21 protein-coding genes are annotated in these 21564 nt (G+C 43.4%); 5 read left to right on the top strand and 16 right to left on the bottom strand.

Going from position 1 to position 21564, the window contains the following annotated elements; all coding sequences use genetic code 11:
- Positions 1-33: 33 nt before the first annotated feature.
- The 10 genes from BVJ53_RS00615 to BVJ53_RS00575 form a co-directional block, all read right to left on the bottom strand.
- A complete protein-coding gene (locus BVJ53_RS00615; protein ID WP_238150113.1) occupies positions 34-1167 on the bottom strand; it encodes a glycoside hydrolase family protein in 1134 nt (377 codons plus the stop codon).
- Complete coding sequence (locus BVJ53_RS00610; RefSeq protein WP_129300688.1) at positions 1164-2729, bottom strand: glycoside hydrolase family 43 protein; 1566 nt, start codon at positions 2727-2729, stop codon at positions 1164-1166. Before BVJ53_RS00610 ends, BVJ53_RS00615 begins: the two co-directional genes overlap by 4 nt.
- A gap of 14 nt (positions 2730-2743) precedes the next feature.
- Positions 2744-3163 (bottom strand): PTS sugar transporter subunit IIA, encoded by a 420-nt coding sequence (locus BVJ53_RS00605; protein ID WP_158280542.1) that lies wholly within the window; start codon positions 3161-3163, stop codon positions 2744-2746.
- 113 nt (positions 3164-3276) lie between these two features.
- Positions 3277-5379 (bottom strand): glycoside hydrolase family 36 protein, encoded by a 2103-nt coding sequence (locus BVJ53_RS00600; RefSeq protein WP_129300686.1) that lies wholly within the window; start codon positions 5377-5379, stop codon positions 3277-3279.
- Between the two features lie 35 nt (positions 5380-5414).
- Positions 5415-5600: a hypothetical protein gene (locus tag BVJ53_RS15270; RefSeq protein WP_137291797.1), complete on the bottom strand. Its 186-nt coding sequence runs from the start codon at positions 5598-5600 to the stop codon at positions 5415-5417.
- 62 nt (positions 5601-5662) lie between these two features.
- Positions 5663-6211 (bottom strand): hypothetical protein, encoded by a 549-nt coding sequence (locus BVJ53_RS00595; protein ID WP_238150112.1) that lies wholly within the window; start codon positions 6209-6211, stop codon positions 5663-5665.
- Positions 6212-6222: 11 nt separating this feature from the next.
- Complete coding sequence (locus BVJ53_RS00590; RefSeq protein ID WP_158280552.1) at positions 6223-6987, bottom strand: HAD-IIB family hydrolase; 765 nt, start codon at positions 6985-6987, stop codon at positions 6223-6225.
- 160 nt (positions 6988-7147) lie between these two features.
- Positions 7148-8005: a PTS system mannose/fructose/sorbose family transporter subunit IID gene (locus BVJ53_RS00585; protein WP_129300684.1), complete on the bottom strand. Its 858-nt coding sequence runs from the start codon at positions 8003-8005 to the stop codon at positions 7148-7150.
- Entirely contained in the window at positions 7998-8801 is an 804-nt protein-coding gene (locus BVJ53_RS00580; RefSeq protein ID WP_129300683.1) for a PTS mannose/fructose/sorbose/N-acetylgalactosamine transporter subunit IIC, read from the bottom strand. Before BVJ53_RS00580 ends, BVJ53_RS00585 begins: the two co-directional genes overlap by 8 nt.
- A 13-nt stretch (positions 8802-8814) precedes the next feature.
- Entirely contained in the window at positions 8815-9306 is a 492-nt protein-coding gene (locus BVJ53_RS00575; RefSeq protein ID WP_129300682.1) for a PTS system mannose/fructose/N-acetylgalactosamine-transporter subunit IIB, read from the bottom strand.
- Between the two features lie 382 nt (positions 9307-9688).
- Here BVJ53_RS00575 and kduI point away from each other — a divergent pair, with 382 nt between their 5' ends.
- From kduI to BVJ53_RS00560, 3 genes are all read left to right on the top strand, one after another.
- On the top strand, positions 9689-10534 hold the full coding sequence (gene kduI / locus BVJ53_RS00570; RefSeq protein WP_129300681.1) for a 5-dehydro-4-deoxy-D-glucuronate isomerase: 846 nt from the start codon (positions 9689-9691) through the stop codon (positions 10532-10534).
- 33 nt (positions 10535-10567) lie between these two features.
- Positions 10568-11392, top strand: coding sequence for a 2-dehydro-3-deoxy-D-gluconate 5-dehydrogenase KduD (gene kduD / locus BVJ53_RS00565; RefSeq protein WP_129300680.1), 825 nt, complete (start codon positions 10568-10570; stop codon positions 11390-11392).
- 248 nt (positions 11393-11640) lie between these two features.
- Positions 11641-12645, top strand: a complete 1005-nt coding sequence (locus BVJ53_RS00560; protein WP_202865299.1) for a glycoside hydrolase family 43 protein — start codon at positions 11641-11643, stop codon at positions 12643-12645.
- A gap of 100 nt (positions 12646-12745) precedes the next feature.
- Here the strand turns inward: BVJ53_RS00560 and BVJ53_RS00555 are convergent, their stop codons facing one another.
- From BVJ53_RS00555 to BVJ53_RS00540, 4 genes are all read right to left on the bottom strand, one after another.
- Positions 12746-13513 carry an alpha/beta hydrolase gene (locus tag BVJ53_RS00555; protein ID WP_129300679.1) on the bottom strand — a complete coding sequence of 256 codons (768 nt, stop codon included), beginning with the start codon at positions 13511-13513 and terminating at the stop codon, positions 12746-12748.
- A gap of 165 nt (positions 13514-13678) precedes the next feature.
- Complete coding sequence (locus BVJ53_RS00550; RefSeq protein ID WP_129300678.1) at positions 13679-14509, bottom strand: PTS system mannose/fructose/sorbose family transporter subunit IID; 831 nt, start codon at positions 14507-14509, stop codon at positions 13679-13681.
- Entirely contained in the window at positions 14506-15321 is an 816-nt protein-coding gene (locus BVJ53_RS00545; RefSeq protein WP_129300677.1) for a PTS mannose/fructose/sorbose/N-acetylgalactosamine transporter subunit IIC, read from the bottom strand. The genes BVJ53_RS00550 and BVJ53_RS00545 overlap by 4 nt, the downstream gene beginning before the upstream one ends.
- Positions 15321-15806 (bottom strand): PTS system mannose/fructose/N-acetylgalactosamine-transporter subunit IIB, encoded by a 486-nt coding sequence (locus tag BVJ53_RS00540; protein ID WP_238150119.1) that lies wholly within the window; start codon positions 15804-15806, stop codon positions 15321-15323. Before BVJ53_RS00540 ends, BVJ53_RS00545 begins: the two co-directional genes overlap by 1 nt.
- Positions 15807-15976: 170 nt before the next feature.
- Here BVJ53_RS00540 and BVJ53_RS00535 point away from each other — a divergent pair, with 170 nt between their 5' ends.
- A complete protein-coding gene (locus tag BVJ53_RS00535; protein ID WP_129300675.1) occupies positions 15977-17062 on the top strand; it encodes a GntR family transcriptional regulator in 1086 nt (361 codons plus the stop codon).
- Positions 17063-17508: 446 nt separating this feature from the next.
- On the opposite strand, the gene BVJ53_RS00530 is transcribed toward BVJ53_RS00535, so the two are convergent.
- Positions 17509-18825 carry a PTS sugar transporter subunit IIC gene (locus BVJ53_RS00530; protein WP_129300674.1) on the bottom strand — a complete coding sequence of 439 codons (1317 nt, stop codon included), beginning with the start codon at positions 18823-18825 and terminating at the stop codon, positions 17509-17511.
- Positions 18826-18865: 40 nt separating this feature from the next.
- Entirely contained in the window at positions 18866-20242 is a 1377-nt protein-coding gene (locus BVJ53_RS00525) for a glycoside hydrolase family 1 protein (RefSeq protein ID WP_129300673.1), read from the bottom strand.
- A 542-nt stretch (positions 20243-20784) separates the two neighbouring features.
- Here BVJ53_RS00525 and BVJ53_RS00515 point away from each other — a divergent pair.
- Positions 20785-21507, top strand: a complete 723-nt coding sequence (locus BVJ53_RS00515; protein ID WP_129300672.1) for a GntR family transcriptional regulator — start codon at positions 20785-20787, stop codon at positions 21505-21507.
- The last annotated feature ends 57 nt before the right edge of the window (positions 21508-21564 follow it).

Genomic DNA, 21564 nt, shown 5'->3' with positions numbered 1-21564 from the left:
TTTTCCAAACCGGCTTTTGATCAAACCTTGCAACTACCAGACCAATATGTCCTTATTAATCACGCGCAATAACGCTTCAACAAAATAGTAATCACCATAGTTCAGGTTTACATTATGCCCAGTCGCTTCATGGTAGGCAGTCGTAGCGCCTGATAAAATGCCATCCACGTTGGCATCATAATTGGCAAACCGCTCGCTTACTGCCTGCAACATATCGACCGCACCAGTTGTATAAAGCATCGCCTCAGTGTCTTTACAATGATTCGCGATTTCAAGCATACCGCAAGCAGCCACTGCCGCAGCAGACGTATCGGTTCCCGCGTCTTTTGACGGTGCACGAAAATCGATGGCTGGAATATGGTTTGTCTGTGCTGTATTTGCCAAGAAATAATTTGCAACTCGTTTTGCCGTTGCCAAGTACTCAGGTTTGCCTGTGTGGCGATAAGCTAAGGCAAAACCATAAATTGCCCATCCTTGGCCGCGTGACCAGCTACTATTTTCGTCATAACCTTGCCCTGTTTCAGTCCGTAAGCGTTCTCCCGTGGTCGGGTCGAAAACCACAATATGTGAAACCGAGCCATCTGGCCGCACGTGATTTTGCATGACCGTATGCGCATGTTCATCTGCGATCATCGCAAACCGTGGATCCTTCGTCACTTCGCTAGCCCAGTATAGCAATTGAATATTAATCATAGAGTCAATAATCACCCAGCCAGCGCGATCACGATTCCAGGAACGCAGATAATGACCAGCTGGGTTGTAACGACCTGCCAGCAAATCTGCTGCATGTCGGCCCCGCCAGTATGCCCGTTCATTTTGATCTTGACGATAATGGGTGACCGCAGTTGGCAACCACATAAAACCGACATCATGGTGCAGACCTTGATACTTTAAAAAAGCTGCGTCCAGCTCATCTTCATTGGCAATAGCCGCCGCTTCTAGATCGGCATTGGGCTGATAATGATTTAGCTGCCACAACCATCCTCCCCAAAATCCATTGGTCCACCAAGTAATGTCTTCCTTGGCCATGTCTTTGGTGTAAACGCCATTCATAGCTTGATACGGAATCATTTTTTTGCCATGGCGCTTAAGGCTCTGTAACGTTTTTGTCTGGATTTTGTCTAGTTTATCAGTTGCCCATTCATTCAATTGCTCTGTGTTTGTCACAATTTTTCCTCCGTTGTTTTCATCTCAAAATGCGAAAAAGTCGCAGTTGTGTCTTTGCGATCAGTATCAATAGCAGTTAGGCCGATCATGGCGCCTGTAAATCCCCAGCCGCCAACACCTTCATCAGACAAGAAACTAACATCGATGTGTCGACCAAAAGACTGAAAGCCATCCGCCTTCACTTGGTAATAAGCATGTGCCACTCCGGTAGCAACAACAAAGCGTAACTGTACATCGCCGTTATCAGGTAAATAAGCATACAAACCATTAGATGGTTCCGTAATATGTCCTTGTTTAGCCATCTGCAAATTCAGAATTCGTCGGTCGGTTATTTCATCATGACTAACATACAGAAATAGCCAATTTTTTGTGTTGTAATAAAGCACTAGCCCAGCTTGGTGACGGAAACTTTGCGGCTCGAACGAAAGAGTTGCTGTTGTTTCAAACGAAAATGCCTGCCATGAACGAACTACCATTGCCTGCGATAACAAAGACGATAGCGATTCATCTGCCTTTAGTACCAATCCGACTTCTTGGCTTTTCTTCTGTAAAGATGGTTGACGTAAACTGCTCCAACTAAGATCCAAACCGCCAGAGAAATCAGTTTCGTAAGTCGACTCAGGTGTGACTCGTGGCAAATCTTCAACGACCTCGGCTGGCGCTTGACCACCGCCTTTCAAGATTGGCCAGTCATCTTGCCATGTAATTTCTTCAATCGCCGTTTCCCGCCCAAGCATACTCATGCCAGTACCGGGCAAGTAGCGACTCATCAAATGGACTAAAAACGTTCGGCCATCCGGCGTCTCAATCAAGTTACCATGACCGGCTTTTTGAATTGGCTGATCATCGGCATTGAAGGCTGTCAACAACGTAACATTGGGCGATAACTCATAAGGCCCGGTAACCCGCTGACTGCGCGCAACCGTGATTGAATGGTGGCGGCCAGAACCTCCTTCGGCCATCAAAAGATAGTAATACCCGTTGTGCCGGAAAATGGACGGCCCTTCCGTCCCACCCTGCGGACTACCGGTAAAAATACGCTTACTCGGTCCCACCAGCGTTTTCTTTTCATCATCAAACTTTTGCATTAAAATGCCGTTGAATTTCTGATGTAAATAAGTTTGTCGATAGTCCCAGTTTTGCGAAACAAGATAAATCTGGCCATCGTCATCTTGGAATAAAGACGGATCAAACCCTTGAGCACCTATAAAAATCGGATCTGACCATTCGTCTTCTACATGCTCGGCTGTGACCACGTAATTTCGCAAGTCCTTATAGACACCGTCAATTTGGTGCATCACCGAATATGTTAACCAAAACTTGCCATCAAAATAACGAAGACCAGGTGCCCAAACACCAGCACTGTCGGGTATTCCTTTCAGGTTAACCTGTTTGGTCGTTAATGGACGTGCAACCAAGTCCCAGTTCGCCAGATCATCCGAAACATAAATCTTAATACCCGGATACCATTCAAACGTTGAGGTCGCAATATAGTACCGCTGGCCATCGGTACAAGCACTTGGATCAGGATTCATGCCGGTAAGAATTGGATTCTTAACCATTAACTCGGGTCCTCCTAAAAAAAGTCTTCCTCGGCATCTTCCTTGACAGGATCAATGGTAACTTCACGAATATTTTCACGTGAGCGTGCAATTAACTTGTTAATTTCCTCATCCGTCCACGGCTTTTCCAAAACTGCCGCCAGCGCCAAAGCCAAGTTCAGACCGGTGATTAAGCGAACGTTAGGTTTTGCTGCAAGTTGTACGGCTGCATTGGCCATACTGCCACCAAAGAGATCAGCCAGAATTAATGTATGACTATCCGACTCAATCTTAGCCTCAATCTCTTTGATCTTGTCTTCAGGATTTTGCCCTGGCATCAAACCATAGGCAGTTGCTTCAACTTGGTCGCCAGCAATCATCTTGACGGCTGCTAATACCCCTTCCGCCAACTTATTGTGTGAAATAAAGAAAATTTGATATTTTGTTTCAGCCATAACGCACAGCCACTCCATTTCTTATACTGAAATTGTGTTGCCTTAATATATAACTATCGTATTGCAAGCGTATACAGAAAGCAAGCGCCATTTTTGCTTACGATTTGTTTAACTTAATCCTTTAAGGTGAATAGAAGCGCCTTTGCAACGAATTGATGACTTGGAATTGTCACGTGATACGCTTTTTTTGAATTGTGAACCGTTAGATTTTCCGCACCGAACTCATCCGTTAACTGCCACTTGGTCGCATCCATGTCTAAACTCATGGTTTGCGCCGTTTCTTGGTTAAAACCAAAAACAAGTACCAGTACCTGATGACTCTCTTCCAGCGTTTTGCCATCACAAAAACCGCTTATTTGATAACCGACTGGATTCGCGTAACTGAGAATCTTTGGCCCTCGTCGGAAAGGAAATCCGGTTGCGATCAATCGGTTGCACTGGTGATAAAAAGCAAATCCAGTGTCAATCGTCTGCCATTGTTCCTGACTTAGTTTACGAATATCACCGGACATGCAGATGCGACCAAGGAAGGTGGCAATTAGATGAAATTGAAGCTCGTGTAGCTGATCATCGGGGTGGACTACACACCAAATCAAGTTTTTGGCAGCAGGTAAAATCTGCAGCTCGTTAGCGGCGATTATTGGAATACTATGCGTTTCATGTGCATCTGAGAACGATGACAATTCAGTATTTTCAATAAAAGCAGGTGTAAGGCGATGTCCACCTGAGGAGCAGTTTTCGATTACGATGCCTGGCACGCGTTCGTGAATCTTCTTAAACATAGCCAGTGTGGCCGTTTCTTGCGCCTGGAGGCCTTCAGCCGGCGAGTCAGCCCCATCAGCCCCAATGCCAATGCTGTCATTGTAGTCGACTTTCAAATATTCAAACCCTGCGTCTGTAACTGGCCGAATCATTTTTTCTTCAAGATGGTTTTGGACTTCTACACTGGTCATGTCGAGAAATCGCCGTTTCATCGTTGTCACTGGCCAACCATCGCGTTTAACGAGTGCTGCCGTGTCATTATATTTATGGCTGTCTGGTCCTAATCCTTCAAACTCATACCAAATACCAGCTTTCATGCCATGTTGATGAATAGCTTTCACGACTGGAGTTAAGCCTTGGGGAAAACGCTCCTGATCAATCTGCCAGTCACCAAGGCCCGCGTTAAAGTCATCAGTGGGACTATGATACCAACCAGCATCGATCACGTAATAATCAACAGCATGATCAGCCAGCAATGACAATGACTCTGAGACCAGACTTGCACTCGGATGACCCCATGTTGTTCCCCACTCGTTGTAAACTATTGGCAGCGCTGATTTAGCACTGGGGATCTGTTGCAAGCGGCGACTTGTTTGTGTCAAATCGCCGGCAGCCACCGTCATATAAGTACTAGGCGTCCGGTAAGTCGTCTGCGGTGCAACCAACTTGTACCACTGCCCATTATCAGCATCAGGCAAGCCGCCAAACAACACCAACCGATCATCCAACCGCGCAGCATTCAACTGCCATGAAGCGCGCGCGTCAAATGTTGCTAACCAAATGACATTGTTGTGTTTGTCTGCCATGCCTATGGTCGGGAAAAAACGTCGAACCGGCATAGTCCCATTTTGTCCAAATCGCTCAAGTGCCAATCCTGAAGGCTTCCAACTCGGTTCAAGGTCGTACATTTCGATTGGCTGTTGCTCGAGTCGTCCTTCCATGGACCATTTTGAACGAAAACGAATTAAATCTAACGTGCCAGCCGGGATTCGCTTATAAAAAGGGGTCACGCCATTAAGCGTAAACGAGCTTAAATAGTCAAGCTTAACGGTTGTCTGCGTTTGATTCGTGAATTCCGCCCAGCACTTCAGACGTTGGCTACCTGTTTGCCACTCGACCACATGGGTATACAGGTTGCCGTGCTGATCTTTCAAGTTTGTTCTAATCTGTGTCACGCGTTGATCTGCGTTTTTATTCTGCCCAACAAAAGTTAAATGTCTAGCTGTTTCACTGTTATACATCGTCATGCCATTGCTGAAGTTCTTGTCATACGCATCACCAGCCAATTTAGCCTGAACCAAACTAATCGGGGTGCGCTGATGATCAGGTAATTTGACAAGATCCTTTTTTTCTTGTGGATATATCATCCACTCAACATGGCCGTCTTCATCAATGATGTAATGCAAGACCATATCATCAAAAGTAAATGTTGAAAGTGTTGAAAAATTGACCATTTGTGGATTCCTTCCTTGTCACGTATTCTCGACGCTTACAAAAAGGCTTCTTTGCCCCAAGCTTCCAGCTGGGTTAATGCTGGAAAAGATGAGCTGTCCGGAGCCTTCACAAGATGTGTAAGTTTCAGCCAAGTGATGTGCTTTGCTGACAAGTCAAACGCTTGTGGATTCGCGGTTTTCGCCAACGAAAGCTGTTGTACATTACCATTAGAAAATGTCACTGTAGCATCCGTCCAATAACTATCATGCGGATAATCGGCGCGCAAAATAAGGACTAGTTGATTTAAATCAACAGGCGCCCAAAATCCAACATCAATTCAGCATCCGCTCGGCCGGCGATGCCCCATGACTGAAATGGATAGCTACCATGTTTTTCGTTGGCGATGACGCCATCAATCGCATTTTTGGCATAAAAAACTGTTTCATTGCGTGTCTCAGCATTCGCAGAGATGTGTGGATAGGCCGTTGTTTCTTCGTGTTGATCGTATGTGTTCAGCGCCAAGTTACGCGAAACGGTCAGCTCGTCTTCATTAGCCAGCCGAACCCATGCATAATGACGCTTACCTAAAAAGGCACCATCAGGATACGGCCACTCTCTCTGGGTATTAAATGGTATCTTGAAATCCCAAGTCGGTTGATTCATGTAGATTAACGAAGGCGCCAGACTGGCATCTAATTGTACCCAAACATAAGCAGGTGCATTACGAATCCTTACTCGATAATAATTTCCCAAGGCATACTGTGACTGGTAAGCTAAATATGTTTTGTCATCTGCACACGCCTCCGCTAAAACACTGGTATCGTTCATTAACTGCAAAGTTATTTTTGTCATAGTACCATCTCCTATTCCTTTAAAAGATCATGAATCACTTGTGCAATCGCGTCATCATTGTTGCTCAGTGTGACCAAATCAGCCGCGCGTTTTAATTGATCAGAAGCATTGGCCACCGCGATCCCGTAACCGACGCCTTTCACAATATGCAAATCATTGCCATAATCCCCAATAGCCGCAACCTGATCAATTGAAATCGAATTTTCAAGTGCTTGCTTTAGCCCGTTAAGTTTATTGACACTTTGACCGGCAACTTCAATAAAAAAACGATCTGACCAAGAAGGGCTCACTGGCAACTTTGTTAGTTCGGCAAGAAGCACGCGGCTATAGCTGTCGTCCTTTAATCTGGCAGAAATTTTTTCAAAAATAGGTTTGGAAGTATTTAACCGCGCACCCAATTCTTCTCTAGCAGATGTCTGTTGTTGCAGATCCACGCTGGCAGTTGCGCCATTTTCTGTGACCATGAGTTTATCAAGCCTATCAGCGTGGCTAAACATGACACTTAACACTTCCGCCGCTGCAGCGTTTTCAATTCGATTCCATATGACTTGACCCGTAATCGTTTGTACACGGCCGCCATTGAGACAAACAATGAAATTGGGCACAAATTTATTTGCCAGGGCCCTTCTAACGCCAGTCAGCTGTCGTCCTGATGTGATACCAAATAGGCGACCTTGCTTCTGCCAGCGTTTGATCCCCGCAACATTTCTTTCTGATAGTGTCTTGTCATCATTAAGTAATGTTCCATCTAAGTCAGAGCAAATGACTTTTATCATTTTTGTGAACCAACCTCTCCTCCTGATCTCCTCGCAAGAACACATACCCACATTTTAAAAATCAAGTGCACTGACGCTCAAAAACCATTTCAAGTAACAAGCGCCACACCTTCAAAAATAAAACGGTGTTGGTTTTACCCACACCGTTTTCACCTTTACGCTAAGCCTTGCCACCTGTAAGACCTAAGAATGTCAAAACAAACGCTAGAACCAAGATAGCTACTAGTACGCGTACAGGACGGTTCTTTTTACGTAGATAGGCAAAGCAGCAAAGCACCAAAACTAATGGCAATAACCCTGGTAGAATTTGATCCAATACTGCCTGCAACTTGAATGTTTGTCCGGCAGCCTTTGTTACAAAAGTTGAGGTAAAGGTAACATACTGTGCTGTCATGGCACCAATCATCATCAAGCCAAGAACTGACACTGCATTTGTAATCGTTTTAAAAATTCCGTTGGCCATCGCTTTTTGTACGAATTCTTGACCAACACTATAACCCAGCTTAGCACCATACCACCGAATTAAGAAATTAGGAATATTGTAAATCAATAAGAACAGTACCGGTCCAAGCCACATGCCCTTCTGACAAAATCCGATAGCAATACCAGTTGCAATAATCCGCAATGCACCTTGCTGAACTGAATCACCAAGACCAGCGAATGGCCCCATCAAGGCTGATTTAATTGCCGTGATGGAAGTCACATCGAATTTACCTTTTGTATCATGATTTTCACGTTCCATTGACAGATTCAACGCCATAATGAAAGGTGCCATCATTGGTGTCGTGTTGAAGAACGTTTGATGACGTAACATCGCTGAATAAAATTCCGGCGTGTCTTTACCATAAATTTTTTCAAGAAATGGCTCGAGTGTCCACGAATAAGTGACCGCCTGTTGCTTTGTATAAGAGGTACAAAACATCAGCCAATTCTGACGCCAAAACAGTTTTCGGTAAAATTGCTTTTCAGTATGCTTATCTGTTAAAAAGCTGTCGTACTTCTGCACTTGATCAGTCATTGAAAAAGTCCTCCTCTACGCTGCTTTCAGACGAACCACCTTCAGGGGTAGAAGGTTTTTGTTTGTTTTTAGACAAATCGGAAATGCCAACTAAAACCGCAATGCAAACGCCGATAAAGGCTACTTCGATCATTGTGCCTTTAAAGAAGGAAACAATTGCAAAACCCAAAAAGAACCATGGCGCAAGTTTGTTGTTCCATAAAGTAATCATTAATAATGCAATCCCGACAGCTGGAAGCATGCCAGCAGCAACTGTCAAACTACTCATAACCGGCTTGGGAATAGCATTAACTAAACTTTTAATAGCACTTGTGCCAGCTGCAATCCCGATAAAGCCCATTAAAAACCACATCAGTAAGTAGACAGCACGTTGAATCTGCCAAAGTCGATTAAACTTTTTGATATTATGTTCTTTCAGATGAGTTTCAAAACGCGGCACCAAAGCTGTCGCCCAGATCTTGAACAGCTGATATACCAAGGTGCCAAGCATACTAATCGGCAATGACAACGCGATAGCAACAGAGGTTTTCGATGAAAGTAAAATACCAAAAGCTGTTCCGAAAACAGCGCCCATTCCAAAGTCCTGCGGCATTACACCGCCCAATGAAATACTACCTAAATAAACAAGTTCCAAAGCTGCGCCTATCGTAATGCCTTCAGCAGGATGACCTAGTAAAATCCCGACAATCGTACCAGCTACCATTGGCCGGTTAAATCCGAGGCTGCCATACCAGTCGCCCCATTTTTGAATAGTCAGCGCTATGCCGACCATGAATGCAGGCCAAATCATTGTCATATTCTTTTCCTCCTCAGATCAAATCGTCAAGCGCCTTTGCAGTGTCACTAGGTAATGGTTGATAGATAAACTTAAAGTTTTCTGAACTGAGATCCTTGAAAATCCTAATCTCATCGTCAGTTAGATAAACCGTATCGGTAATCTTGTGCTTACCTTCTAGATCACCAACAATTCGGCCATAATTTGCTAAATCCAATGTCTCGGGTTTGGCATCAGGCTTTAGTCCCTCAAGTACCCGCCTAACTTCCTTAGGATCATTCATCACAACCAAAATCGAAAGCTTTGCTGCACGAGGATCGTTCAAAAGCTTTAGGGCTTCATCAACAGGCTGGATAAACGTTTTAATGTTTTCCGGTGCAGCCATCTTTAAAGCACTTTTTTGAATTTCGTTTTTACTAATCGAGTCGCTAATGACAATGATGCGTGATACGTTGAGATTCTTAGACCACACTACTGCTACTTGTCCATGAATCAACCGATCGTCTATCCGTAACATTTTGATCATAGTGCTGATCACCAATCTTTCCATATAATATTGTTGAGTTTATGGTGTATGCCATGACACTCACATGTGCTGAACTTGTGAACACTTTTACATAATGGCTAAAATCCACATGTGTATCACCGCAAAATCTAGCGATATCGCACGCCAAACGTACAGGTTATCAAGAAAAGTCCCATCTCCCTAAACACTTAAATTTGTTTCTATTTAAGAAATAGAGTTTTCAAAATATGAAAACATCTGTATCGTATTGCAAGCGTATACACAATGTCAAGTCCTAAATATTAAATTCATAATAGCGCTTGCTTTTTTGAGTGGTCGTGTTATATTAGAGTTGCTCATAGGAGTAAACACTATTTCTTAAATAGAAACGGAGGCTTTTTCATTGTCATTCAAGATGGTAACGCGTTATGCGCATAGCCCTGAAGACATCAAACATTACGACACCGATAAGCTTCGTGAAGAGTTTTTGATGGAGAAGATCTTCACGCCAGGGGACATACTACTCACATACACTTACAACGATCGCATGATCTTTGGAGGCGTAACCCCTACTGATCAACCTTTAGAAATTAAGTTGTCTAAAGATTTAGGGGTTGATTTCTTCTTACAACGTCGCGAATTGGGTCTCATCAATATTGGCGGCGATGGCAGCGTCACGATTGATGGCGCTACAGAACCAATGACAACTCACGATGGTTTTTACATTGGCATGGGAACAAAACATGTCGTCTTTCAGTCGAAGGATGCTGCTAATCCTGCTAAGTTCTATGTTGTTTCAACGCCGGCTCACAAAACCTACCCAAATAAAAAACTTCCATTCGCGAATGCACTGGCAAAGCCAATGGGCGACCAAGAGCATATGAACAAGCGGACCATTTATAAGTATATTGATGCATCCCAAATGGATACTTGCCAGTTACAGATGGGCTACACTGTCCTAGAACCAGGCTCTTCATGGAACACAATGCCAGCTCACACCCATGCACGTCGCATGGAAACTTACATGTATTGCGAATTTGCAAAGCCAGATACCCGTGTCTTTCATTTTCTTGGCGAACCAACGGAAACTCGTCACATCACCCTGTTTAACGAGCAAGCAGTTGTTAATCCAAGTTGGTCGATCCACTGTGGTGTAGGCACAACCAACTACGCTTTCATCTGGGCAATGTGTGGTGAAAACCAAACCTACGATGACATGGATCAAGTTCCAATGGACGAGTTGCGTTAATGGCATTTAATCAATTAAAGGAGTTTATATAATATGGCACAAATTCATCAATCTGAAGAAGAAATCAAGCGTCACGAAGCAGAGCTCGATCACTTTAAAATGAAACAATTCGACTTAACTGGTAAAGTTGCCGTTATTACAGGCGGCAACACTGGTTTAGGCCAAGGGTATGCAGTTGCCATGGCAGAAGCCGGTGCCGATATCTTTATCCCAACTTTTGGCAAACTCGAATGGGACAATACTCGTCGCTTAATCGAAAAGCGCGGCCGCAAAGTTGAGTTTACCGATGTTGATTTGACACAACCAGGCGTGGCCGACAAAGTGATTGCTGAAGCTGTTGAAAAAATGGGTCACGTGGACATTTTGGTTAATAACGCTGGCATGATTCGTCGTAACCCATTGCTTGAATCTAAAGATAAAGACTGGGATCAGGTTATTGCGATTAATTTGACTGCTGTTTATCACATGTCATTAGCGATTTCCAAAGTCTTTGCTAAACAAAAATCTGGCAAGATCATTAACATTGGTTCGATGCTGTCATTCCAAGGTGGTAAATACATTCCTTCTTATACGGCAAGTAAACATGGTGTCGCAGGCTTAACGAAGGCATTTGCTTCTGAAATGGGCGCTTACAATGTCCAGGTTAATGCCATTGCCCCTGGTTACATCAAGACTGAAAACACGGCACCGATTCGCGCTGACAAGGAACGTAATGACGAAATTCTTAGCCGGATTCCAGCTGGCCACTGGGCAGAACCTTATGAACTGATGGGTGTTTCTGTCTTCTTAGCAAGCGATGCTGCTAACTATATTAACGGTGCCATTGTACCTGTTGATGGTGGCTATCTAACTCGCTAATCGAATGACAGTCCCTCTAATCTTTTCTTTCATTGACTATACGCTTTAAAAACAAAAGTTCTGGAAATGCCTTGTAATTTCCGGAACTTTTTTGGTGAAAGCACTTCAAGGATGACATGTTGATGCCGGCACCAGACGAACAGGTTTGCTTCAAAATAGTTCGGTCACGATTGACTGACACAACAATAGCTGCAAATATCTAATCACTGCAAAAACATGTAGGTTGCAAGAGCCAGTTAGCGTTTTCAATGATCGTATGGGCATTAATTCATACCGTATGTTTTTTGAAAGGAGTTTTTAATCTTATGGCAAATCAAAATGGCCAGCCATGGCAAGATCAAGACGGTCATCTCATTCAAGCTCATGGTGGTTGTATCATCGCACATGAAAATACCTATTATTGGTATGGTGAAAATAAAGATGCAGCCAATGTCCAATCTGATAACGGGTTGAACACTATCCCTTTTGTCGGTATCAGCTGTTACGAATCAACTGATCTACAAAATTGGAAATTCAAAAACAACGTGTTAACAGTCGCTTCCGATAAAACTGGTACCATTACCAAAGACAGCATCGTTGAACGCCCGAAAGTACTTTTTAACGAAAAACATCACAATTTTGTGATGTGGGCCCATTATGACACCGCCAATTATCAATTTGCTGGTTGCATCGTCGCAACATCTGCCAGCGCCACAGGACCATTTACGGTACAACATATTTTGCGACCTAACCAAAAAGATAGCCGTGACATGACGCTTTACCAAGACGGTGATAAAGCATATCTTGTGCATTCGTCTGACATGAACAAGACCATCTACTTCAGTGAATTAACCGACGATTATCTTAATTGCACCGGCTTCATGGCCAAAGTTTTTGAGGATCAAGAGCGTGAGGCTCCAACAATCCTGCATCAAGGCGCTTGGTACTTCATGATCACCTCAGGCACCACTGGTTGGTCACCGAATCCTGCTCTGTTCTCCCGCTCCCATTTCCTTTTTTCTGGTCAGAAATTAATTGATAATCCGTGCGAAGGCCCCATGTCAAGGACAACCTACGATGGTCAACCCGCTTATATCTTTACCGTTGACTCGCAACCTTATCTGCTGATGGATCATTGGAAACGCTATGATCTCAAACATTCTGGATATAGTATTCTACCAATCAAAATCACTGGGAAACGCCAACGCGATATAGCCTTGCCATGGACCGATGAACCTTTTGGAGGCCTATTGAGGCAACATTCATCACTATAGCGTTTTTCTTGATAAAAAAGCGGCAGCCAAAAAAATTTGACTGCCGCTTTTTTTATATGCGGACTTCACCCTAAATACGAAGGGGACTTATCTCAAGCTTTCAATTTGTCAGCGTCTGCCACACGTCTCCAGTGTCAGTCTTTTGACCAACAATCTTGTTTTTGATAAATTCTTTCAACGCGGGTAACCATAAATCGAAGCTATGGAATCCAGCTTGTTGATGATAAGCAATTAAATGGTGCTGCTTAATCGCCGTAATGTTGTGATAAAACTCTTGGGTATACTTATCAAGCGGATCTTCATTGCCGCAAAACAGTGTGATTTCTGGCATCGCAGCTCCTGATTGTAGACGATCCTGATAAAGCTTCACACAGTCATTGTCAGATCCTTCAAGCCCTTTGTAGAAGACTTCCTTGAACAAGGGATCATTACGGTGCCGCTTGTAAAAGACAAACGCCGGAGAGAACCCTCCAATGTTGCTGTAATGCTGATATTTCAAGCCTAAACGGATCGCGCCATAACCACCCATTGAGAAACCGGCAATGGACGTGTTAGCATACTGCATATTAAACGGAAAGGTTCTCGCCATCACATGATAAAACTCATCACCAATGGCAGCACCATAATTCTCGTTGTTAGCATGGTCCGTGTAAAACGTATTGCCGCCATTTGGACACATAAAGGCAATGTTATTGTCCTTTGCCCATTGCTCTAACGGCACATTAATCAGCCACTCGGTATAATCAGTGCCAACGCCATGTAACAAGAAAATCGTTTTTGTGTCATCGTCCGGCTTTTCTGGTAAAACTGCTACAAAAGGCCGTTTGCTTTGCAACACTTCAGAAGTGTACGTGCCTTGAATAATCATACTAACTCGATGCCCCTCTTTAAAATATTTTCATTACGCCTTGTTGAGCCAAAAGACACCAAGCAATCAAGTTTTATTCCAAACTAATTGCTTGGTGCCATAGCATGAACTGGTTTCAGTTCAATATATTTTGTGACACTTTTTTGAGTTCAGGCAGCTGCCGGTTTATGCAATAATACCAAATCCGCCGAGTAGCGCCGAGATAACAATGACGCCAATAAGCAGCGCGGTCACGGAAACCTTCTTGGAGCGGATCAACCAGATCAAAAGCCAGACAACCAATAATGGCAGTAACCCTTTCAAAATACCATCCATAAGCGTCTGGAGTTTGAACGGAACACCACCTAGCTTCGTCGCAAAGCTAAACTTCAAAGGCACATTCAGGAATGTCATGGCTCCGATCATCATCAAACCAAGTATCGAACATCCACGAGTAATCGAATTTAACAAACCACTTTCTTGCGCTTTACTGATGAAACTAGCACCAACAGAGTAGCCAAAGAAACCACTATAGTAACGGACTAGATAGTAAGGAACATGGAATAAGACGAAGAAGAGAATTGCGCCTAAAACATTCCCTTTCGACGCCAAGCCTAAGCCAACACCAGTGGTAATCACGCGCCATGTACCAGTGAAGAAGGAATCCCCTAAGCCTGCCAATGGTCCCATCAAGCCGACTTTCAAGCCTTGAACAGATTCCTCGATATTATCAATTGGCTTCTTAGCATTTTGCTTTTCCATTGAATAGACAATACCTTGGATAAACGGCAGGAAAACCGGGTTGGTGTTGAAATACTGCATATGTCGCGCAAGGGCTTCATAGTATTCATCATCATCTTTATAAATCTTACGCAGCAAAGGCATCAAGGTCCAACCAAAACCTGGTCCCTGCATTCGTACGTAAGTCATTTCATTCATGACAGTAAAGCCACGCCAGTAAATGCGACTGACATCTTTTCTTTCTTCAGGAGATAATTTCGCAGTAATTGAGCTCATGACAGGAAGTCCTCCATTTCTCCATTTTCACCCTTATCTGACTTCGACCCAACACCGCTAGCTTTAAGCGCCTTAATTTCTTTGCGATGTTGAAAGTCATTGTAAACATAATAAACAGCAACTGCAGCACCGAGAACGGCGATCGGCATCGTCTGCAATTTGAGGTAAGCTGCAAGAATAAATCCGATGAAGAAAAATGGTAGAATACTTTTATCCCACATCGAATTCGTTAGAATCGCCATCCCTAATGCAGGCAAAGCAGCGGACATTGCAGTTAACGCATTATTAATGTATGGCGGCAATGCATTCATAAAGTGCTGAACGGGTTGAACACCGATCATCATAACGACGAATGCCATGACACCGAAAACAGTAGGGTAGAAGAGCATGGCAAATATGTGCCAAAACGTGAATAGCTTATCTTTATGGTCAGCGACTGCCCGGTCTTCAAATGCAACAACAAAATTAAAAATAAATCCAGCAATGAAGTTAAACAGTAAATTTGCTAGTAACCCAATCGGCACCGACAAGGCAACGGCAGCTGAAGTGCCTTTACCCAACAGAATGCCGAACGCTGTACCAAAAATAGCGGCTGACGCAATATCGGAAGGAACTGATCCCCCAACAGAAAACGTTCCCAAGAAAACCGCTTCAATAGCAGCACCCATGAGCACGCCTTCACGTAAATCACCCAAAGCCAAGCCAACGATTGGTCCAAGCATGATAGGACGAAGTTGAACGTTAAAGTAACCCCAATCAAAGAACTTGGCAAAAAACATAATGATTCCTACTAGTAACGCTTTAATAACCATTAGTTTGCCTCCTGAGAAATGATTTGATCAAGTGAAGTCTTACCTTGATCAGGTACTAGCTGATATTCAACCTTGATTCCTTTTGCAGCAATTGCCTTAAGATCAGCAATATCTTGATCATTGAGAAGCAAGTTGTCATTAATACGCTTTCTCGTTGCGTCTTTGTCAACTTTCCCAAAATTACCAATGTTCACTAGATCAACATGGTTGGCATTTTCCACAACGAAACGAGCATCTGACGGATTGTTAACAACAACAAGCACCTTAAAGTCATTCAGTCTTGGGTCATTAAGTAACGTTTTTGCCTTAGAACGATCCAAAACAATTAGTTTAGCAGTGTCCGGAGCTGCCATTTTCAAAGTAGCAGTCTGAACTGGATCAGCTGCCGCTTTGTCATTAACCACTAAAATGCGGTCAACTCCCAAATTGCGACTCCAGACGAGCGCCACTTGACCATGGACAAGTCTCTCGTCAATTCTCACCATTTTAATCAAAAATATCCCTCCCACAAATTTCTTTTTAGGAAATACCGTTCCCATATAATTATTTTTGCGCAATCGCTTTCAAAAGTCAACAGCTTTATTGAATTATTTGTTTACTCCTGAATTAGTTCGAACTAAAATTAGCAGAGATCTCTTTCCGAAAGGACCTAATTATGAAATCTGACATTACAAAAGTCGAAAAGTCGTTAAAGGCGATGCTCCTGTCTGGTGACTATCAAGTAGGCGACAAGCTCCCAACTGAGCAAGAACTGCTTAACATGCTCAAAGTGACTCGCTATTCACTGCGTCAAGCTCTAAAAAAGATGCGAGCTGAGGGTTACATTGTTTCTCGTCAAGGAAGCGGTTTTTTCGTTGGCGATCCAAGCCAACCAGTTGCTCCACCTAACAGCCAAAAACTGATCGGCGTTTTGACGACACATTTAGCTGATTATATTTTCCCCAAAATAATTTTAGGGATCGATCAAGTTCTCGCTAAACAAGACTATTCGATTATTTTGAGCAACACGCATAACGACGTGGCACGAGAACGTCAAAATTTAATGACCTTGCTGGATACGCCAATTAACGGTCTGATTGTTGAACCAACAAAAAGCGCCACACTAAGCCCAAACCTTGACATTTACCGCGAATTGTTGCGTCGTCACATCCCCATGATCTTTATTCACGCAAAATATCCCGAACTAGATGTCCCTGTCATTAAAACAGCCGACGAACAATCTGAATACGATTTGATGCAACTGCTTTTTAAAGCCAAACACCAATCCATCCTTGGTATGTTCCAGATTGATGACCAACAAGGTGTTGACCGGATGCACGGATTTGTAAGGGCCTATCAAAACCATCCTGAGCTAACCACCTTCAGTAATCTGATTCTTTACCAATCAGAAGAATCATTTGAAAATCTCGCGCTCAAATTGCAGCCTTTTCTCAATTCCACCAATCCTCCCACAGCAATTGCGGCTTATAATGATCAACTGGCCATTCGTTTGATTGCTTGGCTACAAGACCAAGGTTATCTGATTCCCAAAGACATCTCAGTTGTTGGCTTCGACAACTACACGATGTCGGCATATATCACCCCCAAGTTAACAACCGCCAGTCACCCAAAAAGCCAAATGGGTATTACCGCGGCAGAAATGTTGCTTAAACAACTTGCGCATCAAAAAGTTAACAGTCTTGAATTTCCACCCAAAATTGTCGAACGTGCTTCCATTCAACAACTGACTGACGAAAACTAGCCTCAGGTCAACAAATCTCTCTAGCTCATCAACCCACGCGAATAACCGTCCAAGGTCACACTCCTGGACGGTTATTGTGGTAGCTGGCTTATGTTATTAGCAGTCGTCACCTTCTAAAAAATGCTTTATATTGATTTGTGTCGATATTGTTAACGAGCCAAATCACTGGAAAATTGTGCCTCGCCAATCGAGACTACAAGCGCTAGGTTTCCTTTTTAGAAATGGTGTTAACATGACCAACAAGTCAAATGTAATGCAACCGGGTCCAATCACCAACAGAGCTTTTAATATTTCTGCAATTAATGTTTATGTTTCGTGCCAGCATTCATCCGAAATGAAAACTCTCTGATCAAAAGCGCAGATGTGTCTGTCCTTTTGATCAGAGAGATAAGACTTAAAAATGAAGTTTTTTGATCTTGTCCAAACTAATTCAGTTTTTTGACTTGTTAGTCCTCTTTAGCAGCTTCTGCCGCCTGTCGTGCCACAACATTGTCATTAACTTTGACAAATGGGATGTAAAGTAAGATGCCAATTAGGACAACGACAGCTTGAACAACAATCGAACGCCAGTCACCGGACGTAGCCAAAAATGCATTCATGAAAACAGGTGTCGTCCAAGGAACTTGAATCACCATCGGACTCATCCACCCTAATGTTGTCGCTAACCAAGCAATAAAGATACCGATTGAAGGCAGTAAAATGAATGGAATAATCAGCGAAACGTTATAGACGATCGGATAACCGAAGATAACGGGTTCATTGATGTTGAAGACGCCTGGTAAAGCCGCAAGTTTACTAACGTTGCGCGCAGCTTTATTCCGACTAACCAGAAAAGTCGCTACCAGCAAGCAAAGCGTACCGCCTGAACCACCAATTAATCCAAATGATTGAACGAGCGACAAATTAATGACGTTAGGAATCGCATGTCCGGCACTATAAGCCGCTGTATTCTGAACGATATTGATGATCAATAATGGTTCCAGAATCGAACTGTAAATGACCGAGAAGTGAATACCAAAGAGCCATAGCAGATTGGCCAACGTGTAAATAATAATGGTCCCGACAACGCCAGTACCAATATGCCGTAAAGGTTCCTGAATAAACGTTGTAATCAAACTGATCAGGTTCATTGAAGTGGTATCAAACAGAACGGTTGAGATGAAAGCAAAGAACGAAAGAACCAGAATGATTGGAATCAAAACATTAAACGAATTACCGACAGCCGGTGGCACTTGATCGCCCAAATGAACCTGCAAGTGCTTGATATGGGATACCCAGATGAATAATTCTGTTGCAAGTAAGCCAATAATAATCCCGGCAAACATGCCGGTTGTGCCCATATTACTAAATGACAAGGCACCCGTGACGTCGATTGCTTTCTTACTCCCAGTCGGAATTAAGGAAACCGTATTTGGCATCATGGTAATTAAAGCTGCCATTGAAACCATCGCTGAAGCAATCGGATTATTAAACCCGCGATTCTTGGCCAAAAAATAACCGATCATCGTCGCAATGAGTAAACTCGAAACGTTCAACGTTGCATTGGACAACATGGTGCCCCAGTACTGTACCTGAAGCAACGTCTTACCTTTAAAGATCCAAGTAAATACAGTGTTATTGAAAAGTGTTGCCAACCCTGCCAAGATATATAAAGGCATAATCGTTGCAAAAGCATCGCGCAATGATCGCAAGTGAATTTCGTCACCCAGTTTTACAGCGAATTTAACAAATGCCTGCCCAAATTTTGAATTCTCTAAACCCATGCAATTCATCTCCCATTATTGATGGAACAAATCAAAAGTTTTATTGATCCAAATCGGCGCCATTGGTTTTGATGACGTGTTTAAACCATCCATAGCTTTTTTTAGGAATCCGTTTTAAATCCTTCAAGTCATGATTCGTTCGATTAACATAAACCATGCCATACCGCTTATCCATGTTTCCTGAAGAGCTTGGAATATCAATCAATCCCCAACCAAGGTAACCGATAACATCAACGCCATCCTCGAAAACGGCTTTCTTTAGCGCTTGAATATGCTGACGATGATAATCAATTCGATAATCATCTTGAATCATTGAACCGTTATACTGCTCACGCATGCCAATGCCGTTTTCGATCGGAAACATCGGTAAGTGATATTGATTGTACGTTTTGGTCAAAATATCGCGGAACCCCATTGGATCAATATTCCAGCCCCACTCATTGACCGGCAGTCCAGGAACTTCTCCTGCACCAAAGTCAAGATATCGATTGGGAATAATGCCAATTGGCACGTGATCGCTGCTGATTTGCAAAGAACGATAATAGCTAAACGCAATAAAATCACTGTGTAACTGCTCAAAAGCTTTCTGATCTTCTTCAGTCAAATCTAGGTCAATATGGTGATTCTTCAGAAAAGCAAAAACTTCCGATGAGTAACGGCCATGAACGAAAACATCTAACAAATTTCGATTGAGAAATTCATCAATTCTTCGAGCATAAAGAATATCGCGTGGTCTAGACGTTGCCGGATAAACCTCCTGATATGCCAACATGCCACCAATCTTGGCGTGCGTGTGGTCATGCAAATAATTCGCAACTTTCGCGTGCGCAACCATCACATGGTGACTAATCCGATACAGGTCGGCATCGGACTGCGAGCCCTTTAGATAACCCGAAATTCGAAAAACTTCAGACATCGAATAAAGGTTTTGTTCGTTAAAAGTAATCCAGTACGGAACCTTGTCAGCAAACCGATTGATCATTTCTTTTCCGAAACGAACAAATGCATCTACGACATGGCGATCAATAAAGCCGTTATACTTTTCTGCTAAAGCTAATGGCATGTCAAAATGATAAAGACAAATCATCGGCGTCATGTTGTGGTCCAGAAGTTTGTTGATCAAATTGTCGTAGAACTGAATACCTTCCTCGTTGAAATCACCATCTCCGGTTGGGCACACTCGACTCCACGAAATCTGAAAACGATAGCAGTTCATGCCTTGATTCGCCATGAGATCAATATCCTCATCGTAGCGATGATACTCGTCAATCGCGACACGCCAGTCACTGCTATTGTTGGTGGCTGATCGAATGTCATAAACGGATCGACCTTTTCCGCCTTCATCCCATCCTCCTTCCGTTTGCATACTTGATGTTGAATTTCCCCACAGAAAACCGCGGGGTAGTGGCTGAGACATTTTATAATCCTCCCGAGCGTGAACCAGCCCGCTTAGAAGCCGGAGTGTAAGCGGCCTTGGGCATGATGGCGTTCTTTGCCATTGCGGCCAAGGTCCTTACACGCAGGTTTCTGGGCTGGTGAACGCGTTAATGTGAGCGTGAACCAGCCCGCTTAGAAACTGGAGTGTAAGTGGCCTTGGCCCGTGATGGCCCGAACTTGGCCATTGCGACCAAGGTCCTTACACGCAGGTTTCTGGACTGGTGAACACGTTAATGTGACTGAACGTTCACTGTATCAGGGGTGTTCCGTCTCAAAATGAGTTGACAGACATTGGTAAAACAACCCACAAGAAAGCTTTTACATTGATGCAGTGACGCTTACTCCTTGAATCCTCAATGAATTCGGTTACATTATGGCACGGGTCGTCATTCATGTAAACACAATTTTTTAAATAAGTGTATACATATAACAAAATGGGACTCGAATTAACAGCGTAATTGCCGTAAAATAATAAATAAAACCTCATTAAGTTTCAGGAAATAAGGAGGTGTCAGAACACCAATGTATAAATATCAAACAATTGCTCAAAAATTGCGAAAAAAATTCACCGATGGCTCTTATCAGCCCGGTGATTTATTGCCTGATCAGGAAAGTCTGGCTAACGAATTCAACACCACACGTCTGACCATACGTAAGGCCATTGAACAACTCATTCAGGATGACGTTGTTTATGTTAAACGTGGTGCCGGCACTTTTTTACGCAAGGATGTTCATCAAAGCAAATTAGAGGCATCCATCGATAAGCCGGTTGGTGCGACCAGAACATATGCCGGACGCAACGTGACAAGTAAAGTCCTTGAACTAAGCGCGCGGTTGCCAACCAAAGAAGAGCAACAAGCCTTGCTTATCAGCCCCAACGAACCTGTCTATGTCATTCGTCGGGTGCGATATATTGACGGTGAAGTTTTTGCCTATGAACATACGATTATGCCCACAAAGTTAACAACACTAACCAAAAAAGTACTTGAGGGTTCCATCTACAAACACCTCGCCCAAGTCGACCACCTACGAATTTCGCGGTCACACCGCATTATTGCTGCCGCTAAAGCCAGTAAAGAAGACGTCAAAGCTATGGGTGTCCCCATAAATGATCCGGTCCTAGTCATTAAACAAATTAGTTACACGGAAGAAGGCGAACCATTCGAATACTCCAAAACGCATTTTCCGTATCAAAAAAGTAATATGGTTGCTGATGTTAGCATTAACCCGCCCGACACCTGGTAACAGAAGCTTTGCTTACGAGCTTGCACCGCTCTTAACGTCAAATACAAATAGCCCATC

The organism is Lacticaseibacillus chiayiensis (assembly GCF_004123795.1).
Classification (GTDB): Bacteria; Bacillota; Bacilli; order Lactobacillales; family Lactobacillaceae; genus Lacticaseibacillus; species Lacticaseibacillus chiayiensis.
This window is presented reverse-complemented; position numbering and strand designations above follow the sequence as displayed.